Origin of the sequence: Thalassobacillus devorans (assembly GCF_011761345.1) — a bacterium.
Taxonomy (GTDB): Bacteria; Bacillota; Bacilli; order Bacillales; family Halobacillaceae; genus Thalassobacillus; species Thalassobacillus devorans.
In genome coordinates this window covers 213791-229966 of the sequence record NZ_JAASRY010000002.1, presented here as the reverse complement: position 1 = coordinate 229966, position 16176 = coordinate 213791, and the positions used below count along the sequence as shown (strand labels likewise).

Here is a 16176-nt window from a genome sequence, read left to right as displayed (position 1 = left end):
ATATCACCCCTTTTTAATAAATAAACTAGCAAAAAGTAAATTCAGGTAAACAGTTTGGGGCTGTAATAACGCACCCGATAAAAACATATACATTACAAGTAAACTACTTTTAACTACCCATTTCCCCTGGCTTTGCCATAATACGAAAAAGAAAAACATTGAAAAAATAAGAGTAGAAAAAAAACCATATTCTAACAGTAATTTAACCAATGCCGGATTATTGGCAAAATGCCATAAATCATCAGATAAACCTGCTCCCATTCCTTTTAAAAAAATAAGTGCATCTTTATTAATTTGCTCTTCTAATAAAACTAAAGGTCCAAAAAAACGTATATACCCACTATTTGTTTTACTCCCACCAGTAAGCTCTCCTATCCGAGCAATTAGTGAATCACCATATGATGTACCAATAAAATATATAAAAAAAGGAACCACAAAGATTAAAACTTTAGTTATATGATTAAATTTTAGCTCTTTAATAAAAGGAATAGAAAAGAGTAGTAATATAAGTAAACCTGTACCCGAAAAAGTACATATAAGAGCAATAGTTTTTATAAAAATTCTTTTTATTCTTTTAAAGTAATAAATTTCAATCACTATCGCAATTGCTAAAAACTGAGAGAAGAAAGATGCTTCTAAGAAAAAAACACCATTTGCCCGAAAGATGCCAGAACCATATGCAACTTCCCCCGTCGATACATAACCTTGCGTATGGAACTCAGCAGGAAGTTTTGTCATTGGATCAAAAAATTCAAAATAAAACTGTAATACGAATTGAAATATTCCAACTAACGCCACGAAAAACATAATATTTTGAAAGTAACTAATCAGTTGATTAAACAATTTTGGATTCTGAATCACAAAAACAAACGGAAGATAAATAACTATTAAATATAGATAAGAAGTAATCACATAGTTACCATTTAAAACTGTTGTTAAACTTAGTATAAAAACTAAAGCAATAAATAATAATAATCTGTATATATTAATTTTTATTTTATCTATTAAAAAAAACAAAATCACAAAAGCATAAATAACAGGGATGATCATAGGTAATTGAAAACTATATAGTGGAATTGATATTCTTTGTAATAAAATTAACATAACAGGTAAAACCATAACTAATTTTTCAAGTTTGTAATTCACATAAGGAGATTTCAAAATAAACACCCCTAGGGTTGAACTTCATTTTTGACTTTTAAATAAAAATTTGTTGTAATAGCCCCTATATTGTCCCAATTTAATTTATGCTCTGCTAAAGTTCTTAAGTTTCTTTTATATAAATCCAATAGTTGATTATTAATTAACACTTTGCTCAAAGATAATGCCAGTGCTTCAGGGTTATTAGCGGGTATTAATTGACCATGTACGTTATTTTCTATGGTCTCTGGTATACCTCCTATTTTTGTAGCAATAACAGGCACATTAAAACCTATAGCAGTCATTAATACACCACTTTGGTCAATAGTACGATAAGGCATTACGACTAGTGACGCGCTCTTAAAATGAGAGGCCACTTCTTCTTCAGGTATAAACCTTAAATCCCAAATTATGAAATTTGAAACTTTCAATTTGTTTGCTAGTAATTTCAGTCTATTAATTTCCTCTTCTTTTCCAGTTCCAGCAATTGTTACTTTAATTCTTTCTCTTAATTTTTCTTCTATTAATGGCAAAGCTTTTATTAAAATATCAATACCTTTATATCCTTTAATTGAACCAAAAACTAATAAATTAAATGTATCTCCACTCCACTCTATTTTATTATTCTCTTTAATTTCCTTCGTATCCTGTGAAGTATTATAATAATCTAAAATACCGTGTGGGATGACAGCAATTTTCCTAGTGGAAATACCTTGTAAGTTAATTAGTTTATTTTTACTGTTCTTAGTATGTACTATTATTCCATCAAATAACTTCAATAACCTTGCATATCCAATCTGTTGAATTCTTGAGGTTCCTTCCCCATTGTACAAGGTAGTATCATGCATAGTAAAAAATACTTTAGTCTTCCTCCTTAGAATTTGAATTAATATCATATCAAATATTGGTAGAGGTAACCATTGAAAATGAATTATATCTGGTTTGATTTTTTTTAATTTAAATAATAAAGTTAAATTATTGAAGATATGATTAATCCCTTTAATTAAAAGGCCAAACTTGTTTTTCTTGATTAAAGAACTAAACTTATAATAATGTTTAATAAGTTTAAAATTTCCAGCATGGTATTTACCAATTCTTTCAGAACTTGTACCTATTAAAAAAACTTCATGTCCCTCACTAGATAATCCTTCACATAAACACTTATCATATGGAAAGGTAAAGAATGATGGATCTAATATAACAATTTTCATTTTATTAATACACACCTTATGATTATTTTTGTGCTTTATCCCATAACACACCTGATGATCTCCTTAATGCTCTAACAAAACCTATTATCTGTATTAGATTAGAGATAATAAAGTAATAAATAAAACTTATTATTTTATTTTTTTTAAAATTTTCGCTTAAATGCGCCATTAACGTAAATGTATATATTACTATCTGTAAAGAGAGCGTAATGGTATATAGACCAGATTTTAAACCTAAAAAAATATTTGTGATCAAAGTGATAAACATTAAAAAAGGAGATATCCACCTTATTATTTTATGCGAAAAAAAGAAGAATGATAGTAAATTTAAAGAGAGTATTTCTTTGCTTAATATAGACATTGACTGATAAGCTCCAGTTGATAACCTTACTCTTCTCTTAAATTCTTCACGATAATTTTTTGAAGGATACTCAAATACAATGGCTTTATCTTCATATACAAAGTAACTTTGGCTAGCCACTTTCATAGTGATGCAAAAATCATCAAGAATTGTTGCAGCAGGAAGCTTTTCATAAAGCTCCTTTCTTATAGCAAATAATGGTCCATCAGCACCTACTAATTTACCGAACCTACTTTCACCTCGTTTGGTGAACTCTTCCATTTTCCAATAAAATCCTTCTTGGTTTTTAACATTATTTTTATTCTTTATCTTACTATTTGTTTTAACTGCCCCAACTCCACCTATTTTATCTACACTAAAATTAGAGACCATATGTTTTATAGCATCTTTTTCTACTATTGAGGAAGCATCAGTAAAAATAAGAATTTCACCACTAGATAAAGCATATAAATCATTCAATACACTTATCTTGCCTCTTCTTTCAGAAAAAGCCTTTACAATAAATTGAGGGTGCTCTTTATATCCATTTATTATTTCATTTGTCCTATCATTAGATCCATCTGATCCAATTAATATTTCTGAATCTTCAAATCCCCTTAGAACCTCGATTGTATTATCAATCTTCTCTTTAATTACTTCTTCTTCATTATATGCTGGGATAATAAAACTGATTTTTCCTTTAAAATTATAATCTTTCTTAATTCCTTTGCTTTTTGTTTTTGAAATTAATATCATAAAAAGTGGATATAAGAAATATGAATAAGCTAATAATAAAAATGAAATCCAAAATAAAACAATTACAATAGAAGTCATTATTACTTCCCTCCTTCCGAAATTATTATTTTTCACCATCAAAAATATTATTCAATTCGGAAAACTTAGAATACCTTAATATATCCTCTTGTATATTATATTGGTCTTTATTAATAACTTTAGCATAGCCGTTTTCAATTAAATTTTCCATATACTCAATCCCAGGAATATTCAGTAAAAATGTTTTACATTTTAATGCTAGTCCCTCATAAATGGCTGTTGAATAAACACCAATTTGACAATTAGAGGTAGACAAATATTCATGTAAAGATTTATTATTATTGTCAATAACTATAAAGTTTCTTAGGTTATTAGCTTTTAACAAAAAAGGATATAATTCTTTCCACCTGTCATACTCTCCCGGGTGAAGTTTGTATATAAAATTATAATCCTTCATTTCTTTTGCCATACCAAAGGAAAATTCAGACAACTCTTTTCCTATAGTACCTTGGGAAAGAAAGATGATTTGTTTTGGTTTTTTTTCTTTCTGGCTATAATCTAATAATTCATTATATAAATAAGGAAAACCAACAGATCGAATATTGTTATCATTGATAGGAAAATCAGCAGAGTTTTTCCAATATTCTCCAAATAAATGCAATTCATCCGGGAAATAATCAATCTTATGGTTTGGTACTATAGGAAAACTATAACCTAAATGAAAGGGCGTAATGACACCATGTTGAATTTCTATAACTTTTATCTCAAGCTCTTTAGCTGCAGCAATTAATGCTGGTCTTCCATAAGAAACAACTACATATATCATTTTTGGTTTTAGTTTACGTAAGAGTTTTAAATAATAGCTATATTTCATTTTAAATGTTTTGATTTCTTTTTTAGTTATTTCTATTAGGTTTATTTCTGATCCTAAATTAACCTTTATTTCTTTATTTAAATCATTAATAAGCTTATGTTCTTCACCGTTTAGTCTAATCTTTAAATACAGGCGTTTTATCATACTAGAAAGATAATAAAAATCATTATACATTCTATTATCATCATGCCTGTGACTATAATGTTTTCTCAAATAGTCATCTTCAATAACAAGGTATCTTTTATTACGTTGTTTTAATTTTTTTATCAAATCAATAGTATAAATATCTTTATAATTATTGTTGATCTTTTTTTTCCTTTCATGATCAAAAATAAGCACATCGATATTCCCTTTGTAAGTAAATGGATTCTTTGTAATGGAGTTATAGATATACATAGGTATTGCTTTTGATTTGTTTGCGATTGTAGACTTTTTTGAATGTGCTATACCATGAATACCTCTTTCTTGAATAATTTCATTTATCACTAAATACCTAATAACTTGCCAAAACTTCACCCCTTGAATATTGATATCTAATAAATTCATATCTTTCTCTAATTTCCAAATTTTTTTACATACAAATTTTAAATCTAATTTTTTTTTCATTTTAAGCTTCATTCCAATTTTTTATAATCAATGGAATTTCCCTTCCTTTTTTAGTTTTTCATAATGATTGGTGTCACGATTTTTTATATGTTTTGCAGGATGCCCTCCATATATAGCATATTTGGGTACATCGCTTACTACTACACTTCCAGCTTGTATGATTGCACCTTCACCTATGGTAACACCACCTAAAATAATAACTCTTGAACCCACCCAAACGTTATCTCTAATAAAGACATCTTTTCTTATATAAGTATCATCATAAGGGATTGCATTACCTTTATTATAATTATGGATGTCACTTATAATTAGGCATCCCTCACCAGAATGAAAGTTATCACCAATATGAACTTTTCCATTCCCATTAATATGCATTCCATTAAAGTTTACATTATTCCCCAATATAGTGTTATTTGTTACACTTGTTTTGTTATTAACTTTCAATCCCCTTCCAACTTTTTTTGCTGAATTAGTTACCTCTGAGAAATAATACCTTTTAATAATAGCTTGATTAATTTTAAGGAAAAATCTTACTATCTTAATAACAATGCCCATTATTCTACCTCTGCAATTTTAAGATTTTAAGCTCCATGGCATCCTATACAATTTACTTGCCAACAGCCAAGTTAATATAAAAGATACCAAGAAGGCTAATGTTGTAGATTGTGCGGCTCCAATCGAACCGTTCATTTTAATTAAGAAATAGTTAAAAATCACATTCAATGATGCAGTTAGAAATGTCAACCATGCCAATAAATATGTTTTTTGAATAAAAAATATATAATTAGTAACCATTTTGTACATCCCATTAAATGCGTAACCCAAAGCTACCCAAAATACAAATTGGCTAGCGTTCCTAAAACTATCTCCTATAAAATACGTAATTAACCAAGGACTTAAAACTGATAACATTAAAGCAAATATAATTATTAATACATAATACGAATAGGTGATTTTTATTATTTTAATTTTTAATGCCTCATCATTTTTTTTTAATGCATTATAGAACCATGGTACCCAAGCTTTATTAAATGAATCTTGTATAATCATTATAATCATGCCAATTTGATAACCAACCGTATAAATCCCAGTCTCAGCGACTCCTATCATATTTGTTATAAATAAACGGTCACTCATAGTAATAATAAAAGTACCCAGGGCATGGGGAATTAAAGGAAGGCCAAACGAAAATAGATTTTTTAGGTATTTCACTTCGAATCCAACTTTAACCCATCCATCTTTTATGAGAATTATTAGCCCAAAAAATCCTGCTAGAGTAAATGCTATAGTTTGACCTTGTATTCTTCCCTGCCAGTCAAACCCCAATAAAACTATAAACCAAAGAGAAAGTCCTACATTTAAAGTGGTTTGAGTGACTTGAAATACTCCGAATGGAATTGGTTTTACCCTAACCTGCCACATTACTAATGTTATCTGGAATACAACCTGAGCTATAGCTACTAATAATGCTGCCCATAACCATTCTTTAGGAAATGAAGTAAGATTACTAATTGGACCTGCCAGCAACCAAATTAACAAAGAAAACACAACTGAATTACCAATTAAAAACAGTAATCCAGTTGTTATATATTTTGATATATCTACTTCTTTTTCAAAGTATTGTCTATTTATTGCTCCGTGAATGTTTATCCCAATCAAAGGGATTAAAAACCCAATAATTACAGTAAACATGGATACAATTCCGTAATCCGCTGGTGTCAGATAACGGGTGAGTATTGGTAACATGAAAAATGGAATTGCTGCATTCATCATATTTGCTAAAGTATAAACACTTGATGACTTCATTAATGAAGAATTAAAGATCTGCTGAACTTTTTCTTTAATCATTTCACTATTTCACCTTTTGTTGATCGTACCAATACTCCAGTCTTTCTAAAGCTATCCAAAAGCCTTCTCCATCATTCTTATGACCCTGCCATATCTCAGGAATGAAAGTTGCTTTTGGAGAGTAATGTATTAACTCTTCAACTAGAGCTCCAAAATCAATATCGCCTTCCCCTATTTGTAGTCCTTCCCCATCTACTCCCGTAGCGTCTACAATATGCAAGTGAGCAGTGTACGGCCCTATATTTTTCACAAATTCACTGAAGGACCAATTAAAATGATTGCAAGCTAATTTTGTATGCGAGGTGTCAAAGCATACTCTCATGTTATTACGTTCACAGAAAGCAATGGTATCGGAAGGATCCATAAACAAGTTTTGATATCTCTGTCCTCCAAAGTGCCAAGGGAATGGTGGCATTGTTTGAGGAATTATCTCTACACCTTCACTATCTAGCTCAGATAAGCTCTTTTCAATTAGCTGATAATATTTATTCCTCTCACTCGGATCCAGTGGCTTATCTTTTGTAAAGCCTCCCATATTTGTCACAATGCATGGTACTGTAGATTTCTTAAAATATTTTTTTAAGCTTCTTGTTATATCAATCACACTTTGTAATTCTTTAATAGAATGTTGTCGGTAGTCTTCATCTTCTGAACATAAATCTAACAAATGATCTCCTGCAAACAGTTCTGGCGTATGCACCACAAAATCTAAATCTAACTCTTCATTAAAGTAACCTTCAAGGTCCTCTTCTAAGTCTTTATAACTTAAGTGAAATTCCAATAAATCGGGATTAGTCTTTTCTAATATACTTTTATAATCGTGATACCTTACAGGAACTCCCCATTTATGGAAAAAATTATAATCTCTAGCTTCAACTTTTTCATCCGCTAAATCAGATTCATAGAAAAAGTCTCCGGCTTTAAAGTCTCTATTAGCTGGTAGTCCTACTAAGTCTGTAAGACGATTAGGTTGTAACCCTTTCCCAGGGCTTTTAATTTCTATCATTTGTTCTTGGATTGTTTCCCTTTGTTTAAGATCACAGTTAATTACTAAACTTTTGGCTAAGTTCTCCCTGTTTATGATTTCACCCTGGGACATTTTTCTTTCAGAAGATGACCCTAAAGCTAACTCTACTTCCCTAATTCCTTCAACCATTTGTTTGAATTCTTCAGGCAATAGGCTAACCTTGTGATCATTGCCTTCCATGTTTCTGTCAAAGGTAAAATGCTTTTCAATTACTTTCGCCCCTTTAGCAACTGCTGCAATTGCTATGTTAATTCCCCGTTCATGTCCCGAGTATCCAACTGGGGATTGACTCAATTCTTTTAATCTGTCCATATAATTTAATTCAACATCTTTGAAAGGAGCTGGATAGGTTGAATTACAGTGTAAAAATATATATGGTGCCCCTTCTTGTTTCAATATGTTAACAGCGTCTTTAATTTCCGATTCAACCGACATTCCAGTAGAACAAATCAACGGCTTCCCTGTTTTAGCCATACGCCTTAATAACTCATGATTGGTTAAATCAGCTGAAGCTAGTTTATAAGCTGGCATGCCATAATTTTCAAGGGCATCCAGACTTGCTTCATCCCATGGTGTACACAGTGGTAAAATACCTTTTTCTTTGCAATAATCAAATACTTTAATCATTTCATCATTATCTAATTGAAAACGCGACAATAAGTCTAATGTATATTGAGACCCTAAGTCTTCACTAGCATCATTCGCATTTCCTGAATTATTATATAAGGTGTTCAAATCTCTCATTTGGAATTTTGCGCAATCTGCCCCGGATTCAATAACAGCGTCAACTAATTTCTTTGCTAACTCCAGGCTACCATTATGATTATTTCCGATTTCCGCAATAATAAATGAAGAGCTGTTTTCATCAATGCTAAATTCCCCAATTTCTATTGCAGTATTATCTTTCCGTGCAATAGCCACAAGATGGTTTTGATTGTCCAAGACAGGAATAAAACCTATTTTTTTACTGTGGAATTTTTCATCAATCTTAGTTTTATCCTCATTTTCTTTTACAAATACAAAATCTTTATTACTAATATTTGTTACCTGCTGGTTCAAATCCACATCATTTTGGCTAACAACCCATCTTCTAAAATCACCATCTGTTAAAACCCCATCTATAATGCCATATTGATCCACAGTAAAGATAATCTGTTCTTTATTATCGCTAATTTTCTTTAGTGCATTTACTATACTTTCTTCCTTAAAAACAATATATTTGCTAATATTTCTATCTATTATCATTACTTATTAAACTCCTTTAATAATACCTCTACTACTTTAAAGTCCACAAAAGAATCTATTTCATAACTCTCTTCTTCACTCATTTTAAACATGGAAATTTTTCCACCAAGTCGATTTCTTTGGTTTAAGAGTACACCACTCTTACTTATATAAATAGACCCATTTTCTCGATAGGTTCTATCTTCATCTTTAATATCTTGTCTTCTAGGTCGATTTTGATAATCGTAAAGGGCTCTAGGGTTTTCAGGATTTTCCCAAAAGAAATGATGATTCTCTGTTACGCTTAATAAAGAATCTGTCCCCTCACGTTCAAATTGGTCAATCGCTTTTTTTAAACTATGTTTTTTTCTAACGGGTGAAGTAGGTTGAAGTAAAATAACAGCATCGTATGTAGAACCCTCTTGCTCCCTAAGAGTTTCTACCATATTAATCAAGGCAGGTTCCGTAGCGGTAGTATCTTCCGCTAATTCTTCCGGCCTAAGAAATGGAACCTCTGCGCCATGCCTCTCAGCTATTTCCGCAATTTCTCCACTATCAGTAGAAACCACTACTCTATCAACTTTCTCAGTATCTAGGGCTTGTTCAATACTCCAGGCAATTAATGGTTTGTTATTGATTTCTTTAATATTCTTCTTTGGTACACCTTTTGATCCACCTCTAGCAGGGATGATACAAATATATTTCATAAAAACCACCTATTCAAACTTAGTAAGCATCTTTAGAACCAAATAGCACAAGTACTGTTTTAACTATAAGCTTAATGTCTACTATTACATTTCTTTCTTCAATATATTTTAAATCTAGTCTTATCCATTCTTGAAAACTAATATTACTTCTTCCGCTAACTTGCCAATAACATGTTAAACCAGGTGTTACAGTTAAACGCTGCTTTTCATAATTATTATATTGGTTAACTTCTTCCGGTAGAGGTGGTCGTGGACCTACAAGACTCATGTCTCCTTTTAAGACGTTAAATAGTTGAGGAAGTTCATCAATGCTGGTTTTTCTTATAAACCTACCTACTTTAGTTATTCTAGGGTCTTCTTTTATTTTAAATACAGGGCCAGTTGCTTCATTTCTTTCAATTAGTTTAGCTTTTAATTCTTCAGCATTAGCCACCATTGAGCGAAATTTATACATTTTAAATACTTCTCCATTTCTACCAACGCGTGTCTGGCTGAAGAAGATAGGTCCTTTAAAATCTTCAACTTTTATTAATACCCCCACTAACAAATAAAGTGGACTTAAAATAATAATTCCAAAAATCGCTCCAATAATATCTAGCAACCGTTTAGTAAATAAGTATGAAAAACTATCATTTTTTGAGACTCTCTTAAAAGGGCTTTGCGTATGATCTCTGACAAGCGGCCGTTCTTTTGTATTGACCTGCGACAATTATTTCACCTACTCTCTATGATTATTACGCATACGTTTTTTCAAACTGGCAAGAAATAGATGGACGACCAACAGAATGATATTCTATATGATGTTCTCTCATTGTTTCTAGGTCAAAACAATTTCGCCCATCTACTACTAGAGGATATTTCATTTCAGAAAAAAAGTTAAGATCAATATCCTTGATCTCGTCCCATTCAGTTAATATCAAAACAGCATCACTTTCGTTTATAGCTCCTTTGACACTTGTAGAATATTCTACTTCAGGAGCGAGTATCTTTTTTGCATTATTCATAGCAATTGGGTCATAAGCAATTACTTCTGCACCTCTATCAATTAAGCTATTAGTCACCACTATTGATGCAGCCTCCCGCATATCATCAGTATTCGGTTTAAAAGATAACCCTAAAACAGCAATCCTTTTTCCTTTAATATCAGGCATTCTTTCTAATAACTTTTCAATTATCATACGCTGTTGCTTCCGATTTACATTTACTACACCTTTTAGTAATTGAAAATCATAATGCACATTTCCGGCTATTTGAATTAATGCTTTTGTATCTTTCGGAAAACACGAACCTCCATAACCTAATCCCGCTTTCAAAAAATCAGGACCTATACGCTTATCCATCCCCATACCCTTTGCAACGTCCTCCACGTTGGCTTCAACACGATCACAAATATTAGATATTTCATTTATAAAACTGATTTTTGTTGCTAGAAAAGCATTAGATGCATACTTAATCATTTCAGCACTTCTAACATCCGTTCGAAATACCGGGACACCGAATGGTTGGTTAATTTTTTCTATTATTGCAGAAGCCTCCGAGCTATCTGCACCAATTACAATGCGATCTCCTTCAAAAGAATCCTTTATAGCTGAACCTTCTTTTAGGAATTCGGGATTTGAGACCACTTCAAACTTTATATTATTCACTAGATTTTCAGTAATTATGGTCTTAATTTTATGATTTGTTCCTACTGGTACAGTGCTTTTTGTCACTACGATTAAATCCTGTACAACATATTGTGCAATGTCTTTAGCGACTTGTTCTACGTATGCTAAGTTTGCTGAACCATCTTCATTCTCCGGAGTTCCTACGGCTATATATATTACCTCAGCATTCGCGAAACCTTCTGCATGATTAGTTGTAAAGAAGAGACGAGATTGTTTAATGTTTTTATTCATTAATTCACTTAACCCTGGTTCATATAGTGGTGATGTCCCTTTTTTCATTATTTCTACTTTTTCTTTATCAATATCAATACAAGTGACATTGTGTCCAATATCTGATAAAGTCACTCCTGTAACTAAACCCACATATCCAGTTCCAACTACAGCAATATTCATAAAATGCCTTCACCTCATGTTTTCTTAGTTAGTTACACGCTCACTAGTTAATTTGTGAATCAAATCGTAAACATCTTGACCAATCTCATCATTTTTTAATGCAAATTCTATAGTTGTTTTTATAAAACCAAATTTTTCCCCTACATCATATCGTGAACCTTTAAAATCATAGGCATAAACATTCTGGAGCTGATTCAATCCTTGAATTGCATCAGTTAACTGGATTTCTCCCCCAGCACCAGCCTTTTGCTGATTAAGAAAATGGAAGATCTCTGGATTTAAAACATACCGTCCCATAATTGCCAAATTAGAAGGAGCTGTTCCTCTTATAGGTTTTTCAACAAAATTGTTGACCTGGTATCGGCGGCCCTCAATAGTAATTGGGTCAATTATCCCGTAACGATGAGTTTCCTCATCTAAAACTTGTTGCACGCCAATTACTGATGCCCCTGTTTGTTCATACTGTTCAATTAACTGTTTCAGACACGGTTTTTCTGCTTCTACTATGTCGTCACCAAGTAATACAGCAAATGGTTCATCCCCAATAAAATTACGTGCGCACCAGACTGCATGCCCCAGACCTTTAGGTTCTTTTTGTCTTATGTAATGAATATCTACGTTTGAAGTTTCTTTCACCTTATCGAGTAGCTCAAACTTTTCCTTTTTCATCAAGCTATCTTCTAATTCAAAGTTATTATCAAAGTGATCTTCAATCGCACGTTTGCCTTTTCCAGTAACAATGATGATATCTTCAATACCTGACGCTATCGCTTCCTCTACTATGTATTGAATCGTTGGTTTATCAACTATAGGAAGCATTTCTTTTGGCATAGCTTTAGTTGCTGGTAAAAAACGTGTCCCCAACCCCGCTGCTGGAATGATCGCTTTTCTAACTTTTTTCACTTAAACTCCCCCTTGAATATCCGAGAATTCCTTTTTCACAGTTTCCGCCGGTTTGACTGTCAGCATTTGCTCATCTGCAACAAATTTCGTATTTTCCACAAAATAATAAACCATGGATGAGTCCATAGTTCATTTAGATATATATTTAATCCAAACTAATAGATCTTTCATAAGTATAACTTTAGTAGTTTCCAGACGTTTTCTGGACAAATATGTAAATATTAGATAGTTAAAATCAGTCTAAGAAGTGAACTAATTTCGTCTGATTTTTTTCTTTAGATGTGACTTACACAATTGAAAATATAAATTCGCTTAAACAGTCCGTTAAGCAATAAAACACATATCTGTAATGCAACTATCGGTATTATAGCATATTTTTCCTCCTTTTGAAGTAAATTATGGAAATTTATAAGGAAATTTATATCTATCTATATTTAAAACCCCCATAAATATTGTTGGAATCACGTATTTTTATTGTTTGTTGTAAACTTTCCTGTTAATCACTAAATTCATCGATTAACAGGAAATCCTTCTTATTTTATATAAAAATAATTAAAATATCTTCAGAAACTTCTTCTGCTTGATTCGTTCTGGCGGATCAGCAGCAACCACCTGACCATTTATAATGTAATAGGCATTTTCCGTAAAATGGTATACATAACTTGCACCGTATTTTTTCTTGATTTCTCTCATTGCTTCTTTCATAAAAAAGCCTCTTCTTTTTGTATCATGGGCATCCGAAGCGATTACATGAGTGAGGTTTGCCTCAATTAGCTGATGTGAGAATTTCTGTACGGATTTACCAAATTTCCCTGCAACGCTTCCGGCTGTCACCTGGGTGTAGGCACCACTTTTCACAAACTGGTACAGCAAGTTCGGGTCCTCGATGAATTTTTTATTCCTTTCCGGATGTACAATAATTGGTATATAACCGGCCCGTTGCAATTCAAATAACATGGATATCGTATAATTCGGCACCTGGTCATTTGGCAGCTCGACGAATATATATCCGCTGTCAATATTGATTGGGGTGATCACTTCCTCTTTTAATTCTTCAATCATATCCCCGTGAATCCGTACCTCCTGCCCCGGAAGAACGGTCAGCGGAATTTCCGCACGCTCCAATTCAAAATTGAGCTCCTGCACCAGATACAACACATTCAACCTTGGGTTTGTATACTTCCCGTTTCGATGGTGCGGAGTTGCTACGATCGTATCAATCCCCTGACTAACAGCTTCCCTTGCCATTGCTAAACTATCTTCCAACGTTTGTGCCCCATCATCTACTCCTGGTAATAGATGACTGTGAATATCTATCATCACTTGACCCCCTGTGATTTTCAGACTATTTCCCATCCGTTTTATCCTATGTATCTACCAAAAAATTACTTTAAACTAGTATAGCAAATACATAATTGCTTGTATTTAGGAAGTTTTGTCGAAACATGACTATATCTTTAGGAAAACCTGGTTTGTCGCCAAGTACTTATGGCGATAAACCAGGTTTTTCTAATCACAGAAAGACTTGACTTAAGACCTCGAGGGGATAATCGCTGGAACCGGAAGCGATCCACCACTCAAAGTTACCCACAAAAGAAAATTTTATAATTTCCTAGCCAATAAAAAAAAGCCCTCCGCTTTCGCAGAGAGCATTTTCTATGATCCATAGTAATAATAATAATTTGATTTTTTCTGTTCGACATCATTTAGAACGGCACCAAGTACATTGGCATTCACCTGTTGTAGCAAATCCACTGCTTTTTTGCCCGCATCGATTTCTGTCTGTTTACTTCGGGTCACAAGCAATACCCCATCACATATATTTGATAGAATTTGCCCATCCGTTACTGCCAGCACGGGAGCAGTATCGAATATCACCACATCATACGATTGTTTAGCCGCTTGCAGGAAGTTTTCCATTGCCCGGGAGCCGAGTAACTCGGACGGGTTGGGAGGAATTGGTCCTGATGACATTAAATCCAGGTTATCTAAATCACTTTGTTGAACAACCTCATGCATAAGCTTATCTCCAATTAATACACTGCTGAGCCCACGGCTATTATCCAGCCGGAACGTATAATGCAAGGTCGGCTTCCGCATATCCGCATCAACTAACAGCACCTTTTTATCCTGCTGTGCGAAAGTTACTGCCAGATTGGAGACGGTTAGTGACTTTCCCTCAGCGGGTCCTGCAGATGTTACCATCATCGTACGAAGTTCCTGATCGACAGATGCGAATTGTAAGTTTGTCCGTATCGTCCGATATTGTTCCGAGATCGGAGAGCGGGGATTCATTTTAGCAATCAGCGTACGGGCTTTTTTATTAGACAGTTTCTTTTTGCTTCGTCGCATAGCGTCTCTCTCCTCCCTTCGTACGTAGCGAAGTGGCATTAGCCGCTTCCGCTGACTTCACAATTTCGTCTTCACTAATGTGAGTAATGATACCTAAAACAGGTAAGCCAAGCTTGTCTTCAATATCTTTTTCAGCCTTGATGGTATTATCCAGGTACTCTAGCAAGAATGCTATTCCGACACCTACCATCAGTCCAAGAACTAAGGCAATCGCCATATTCAGCAATGGCTTGGGACTTACTGGTACGGGATTATCTACAGGTTGAGCCTCGGATAATATATTGACGTTATCCACATTCATATAATCCTGGATTTTTTCCTTGAAAACCTCGACCGTTGTATTGGCAACCATGGCAGCACGATTTTGATTCGTATCGGTTACCGTGACCGTTACAACCTGTGAATTCTGCTCACTTGATATATTCAGACTCTGACGCAGATTATCTGCCGACCTATTTAACTCTAATTCAGATATTACATCATCCAGAATAGCCGGACTTTTGATGACTACATTATATGTATTGATTAGTTCAACACCGGTTCGGATATCATTCACGTCAAACTCGGATTCTTCCTGTGACTGACTTGTATTTACAATGAATTGCGTAGTGGCTTCATAAGTAGGCGTTAGGAAATAGTAACTAAGCAAGGCGGCGATGGCTACTGCCGCTACTGCTGTTGATAGAATCAGCCAGAAGCGCTTCTTTAATACCTGCGCAATCTCCTTCAGTGAAATTGTTTCTTCCATGCATGTCCCTCCAAGTATCTTTGTTGACTTTTGCAAAAACTAGTCACATTATAGCACATACTACTGGTTAAATTTGTGATTTTTTCTAATATTCCTCTAATCTGATACATTTTACATAGCAATGTAATAAATTAGTAGCATACCTCCCATAACAATTATCGTCATAACAAGCTAAATAGTAAATAATATTTTCCTAATTAAGCAGCCTGACGATTCATTCTCCCCGAATAGACCCCTATTTTAATAAAAACCCTACTAACCTTTTAATCACTTATAGTATCCATGAAAATATGCGTTCTTGTTAAAATATTACAATACCATCGGCATATCTGGTTATTTTCGACATATTTCATCCTTCCTAT

The 16176-nt window shown here is 33.2% G+C and carries 14 protein-coding genes; all 14 read right to left on the bottom strand.

Annotated elements, in window-relative coordinates; genetic code table 11:
• Positions 1-3 precede the first annotated feature (3 nt).
• Positions 4-1146: a hypothetical protein gene (locus FHS45_RS08400; RefSeq protein ID WP_166761390.1), complete on the bottom strand. Its 1143-nt coding sequence runs from the start codon at positions 1144-1146 to the stop codon at positions 4-6.
• Between the two features lie 26 nt (positions 1147-1172).
• Positions 1173-2351, bottom strand: a complete 1179-nt coding sequence (locus tag FHS45_RS08395) for a glycosyltransferase family 4 protein (protein ID WP_148350028.1) — start codon at positions 2349-2351, stop codon at positions 1173-1175.
• A gap of 22 nt (positions 2352-2373) precedes the next feature.
• Entirely contained in the window at positions 2374-3525 is a 1152-nt protein-coding gene (locus FHS45_RS08390; RefSeq protein ID WP_062442121.1) for a glycosyltransferase family 2 protein, read from the bottom strand.
• A 25-nt stretch (positions 3526-3550) separates the two neighbouring features.
• A complete protein-coding gene (locus tag FHS45_RS08385; RefSeq protein WP_062442124.1) occupies positions 3551-4957 on the bottom strand; it encodes a hypothetical protein in 1407 nt (468 codons plus the stop codon).
• Positions 4958-4972: 15 nt separating this feature from the next.
• Positions 4973-5500, bottom strand: a complete 528-nt coding sequence (locus FHS45_RS08380; protein ID WP_062442126.1) for an acyltransferase — start codon at positions 5498-5500, stop codon at positions 4973-4975.
• A gap of 18 nt (positions 5501-5518) precedes the next feature.
• On the bottom strand, positions 5519-6793 hold the full coding sequence (locus FHS45_RS08375) for a lipopolysaccharide biosynthesis protein (protein WP_062442129.1): 1275 nt from the start codon (positions 6791-6793) through the stop codon (positions 5519-5521).
• A 4-nt stretch (positions 6794-6797) separates the two neighbouring features.
• Positions 6798-9065, bottom strand: a complete 2268-nt coding sequence (locus FHS45_RS08370) for an N-acetylneuraminate synthase family protein (RefSeq protein WP_062442132.1) — start codon at positions 9063-9065, stop codon at positions 6798-6800.
• Entirely contained in the window at positions 9065-9751 is a 687-nt protein-coding gene (locus FHS45_RS08365; RefSeq protein ID WP_062442134.1) for an acylneuraminate cytidylyltransferase family protein, read from the bottom strand. Before FHS45_RS08365 ends, FHS45_RS08370 begins: the two co-directional genes overlap by 1 nt.
• Before the next feature lie 19 nt (positions 9752-9770).
• Complete coding sequence (locus FHS45_RS08360; RefSeq protein ID WP_062442137.1) at positions 9771-10460, bottom strand: sugar transferase; 690 nt, start codon at positions 10458-10460, stop codon at positions 9771-9773.
• A gap of 25 nt (positions 10461-10485) precedes the next feature.
• Positions 10486-11811 carry a UDP-glucose dehydrogenase family protein gene (locus FHS45_RS08355; protein ID WP_062442140.1) on the bottom strand — a complete coding sequence of 442 codons (1326 nt, stop codon included), beginning with the start codon at positions 11809-11811 and terminating at the stop codon, positions 10486-10488.
• 24 nt (positions 11812-11835) lie between these two features.
• Positions 11836-12714: a UTP--glucose-1-phosphate uridylyltransferase GalU gene (gene galU, locus FHS45_RS08350; protein WP_062442142.1), complete on the bottom strand. Its 879-nt coding sequence runs from the start codon at positions 12712-12714 to the stop codon at positions 11836-11838.
• Positions 12715-13266: 552 nt separating this feature from the next.
• On the bottom strand, positions 13267-14034 hold the full coding sequence (locus tag FHS45_RS08345) for a tyrosine-protein phosphatase (protein ID WP_062442145.1): 768 nt from the start codon (positions 14032-14034) through the stop codon (positions 13267-13269).
• A 336-nt stretch (positions 14035-14370) separates the two neighbouring features.
• A complete protein-coding gene (locus FHS45_RS08340) occupies positions 14371-15066 on the bottom strand; it encodes a CpsD/CapB family tyrosine-protein kinase (RefSeq protein ID WP_062442147.1) in 696 nt (231 codons plus the stop codon).
• On the bottom strand, positions 15038-15814 hold the full coding sequence (locus FHS45_RS08335) for a YveK family protein (RefSeq protein WP_062442150.1): 777 nt from the start codon (positions 15812-15814) through the stop codon (positions 15038-15040). The genes FHS45_RS08340 and FHS45_RS08335 overlap by 29 nt, the downstream gene beginning before the upstream one ends.
• Positions 15815-16176: the final 362 nt, after the last annotated feature.

Bases quoted from the DNA above. Each gene is read 5' to 3' on its own strand.
- FHS45_RS08380 (WP_062442126.1), bottom strand. From the start codon at position 5,500: ATGGGCATTGTTATTAAGATAGTAAGATTTTTCCTTAAAATTAATCAA.
- FHS45_RS08355 (WP_062442140.1), bottom strand. From the start codon at position 11,811: ATGAATATTGCTGTAGTTGGAACTGGATATGTGGGTTTAGTTACAGGA.
- FHS45_RS08340 (WP_062442147.1), bottom strand. From the start codon at position 15,066: ATGCGACGAAGCAAAAAGAAACTGTCTAATAAAAAAGCCCGTACGCTG.
- FHS45_RS08335 (WP_062442150.1), bottom strand. From the start codon at position 15,814: ATGGAAGAAACAATTTCACTGAAGGAGATTGCGCAGGTATTAAAGAAG.
- FHS45_RS08395 (WP_148350028.1), bottom strand. From the start codon at position 2,351: ATGAAAATTGTTATATTAGATCCATCATTCTTTACCTTTCCATATGAT.
- FHS45_RS08385 (WP_062442124.1), bottom strand. From the start codon at position 4,957: ATGAAGCTTAAAATGAAAAAAAAATTAGATTTAAAATTTGTATGTAAA.
- FHS45_RS08370 (WP_062442132.1), bottom strand. From the start codon at position 9,065: ATGATAATAGATAGAAATATTAGCAAATATATTGTTTTTAAGGAAGAA.
- FHS45_RS08390 (WP_062442121.1), bottom strand. From the start codon at position 3,525: ATGACTTCTATTGTAATTGTTTTATTTTGGATTTCATTTTTATTATTA.
- FHS45_RS08345 (WP_062442145.1), bottom strand. From the start codon at position 14,034: ATGATAGATATTCACAGTCATCTATTACCAGGAGTAGATGATGGGGCA.
- FHS45_RS08375 (WP_062442129.1), bottom strand. From the start codon at position 6,793: ATGATTAAAGAAAAAGTTCAGCAGATCTTTAATTCTTCATTAATGAAG.
- FHS45_RS08365 (WP_062442134.1), bottom strand. From the start codon at position 9,751: ATGAAATATATTTGTATCATCCCTGCTAGAGGTGGATCAAAAGGTGTA.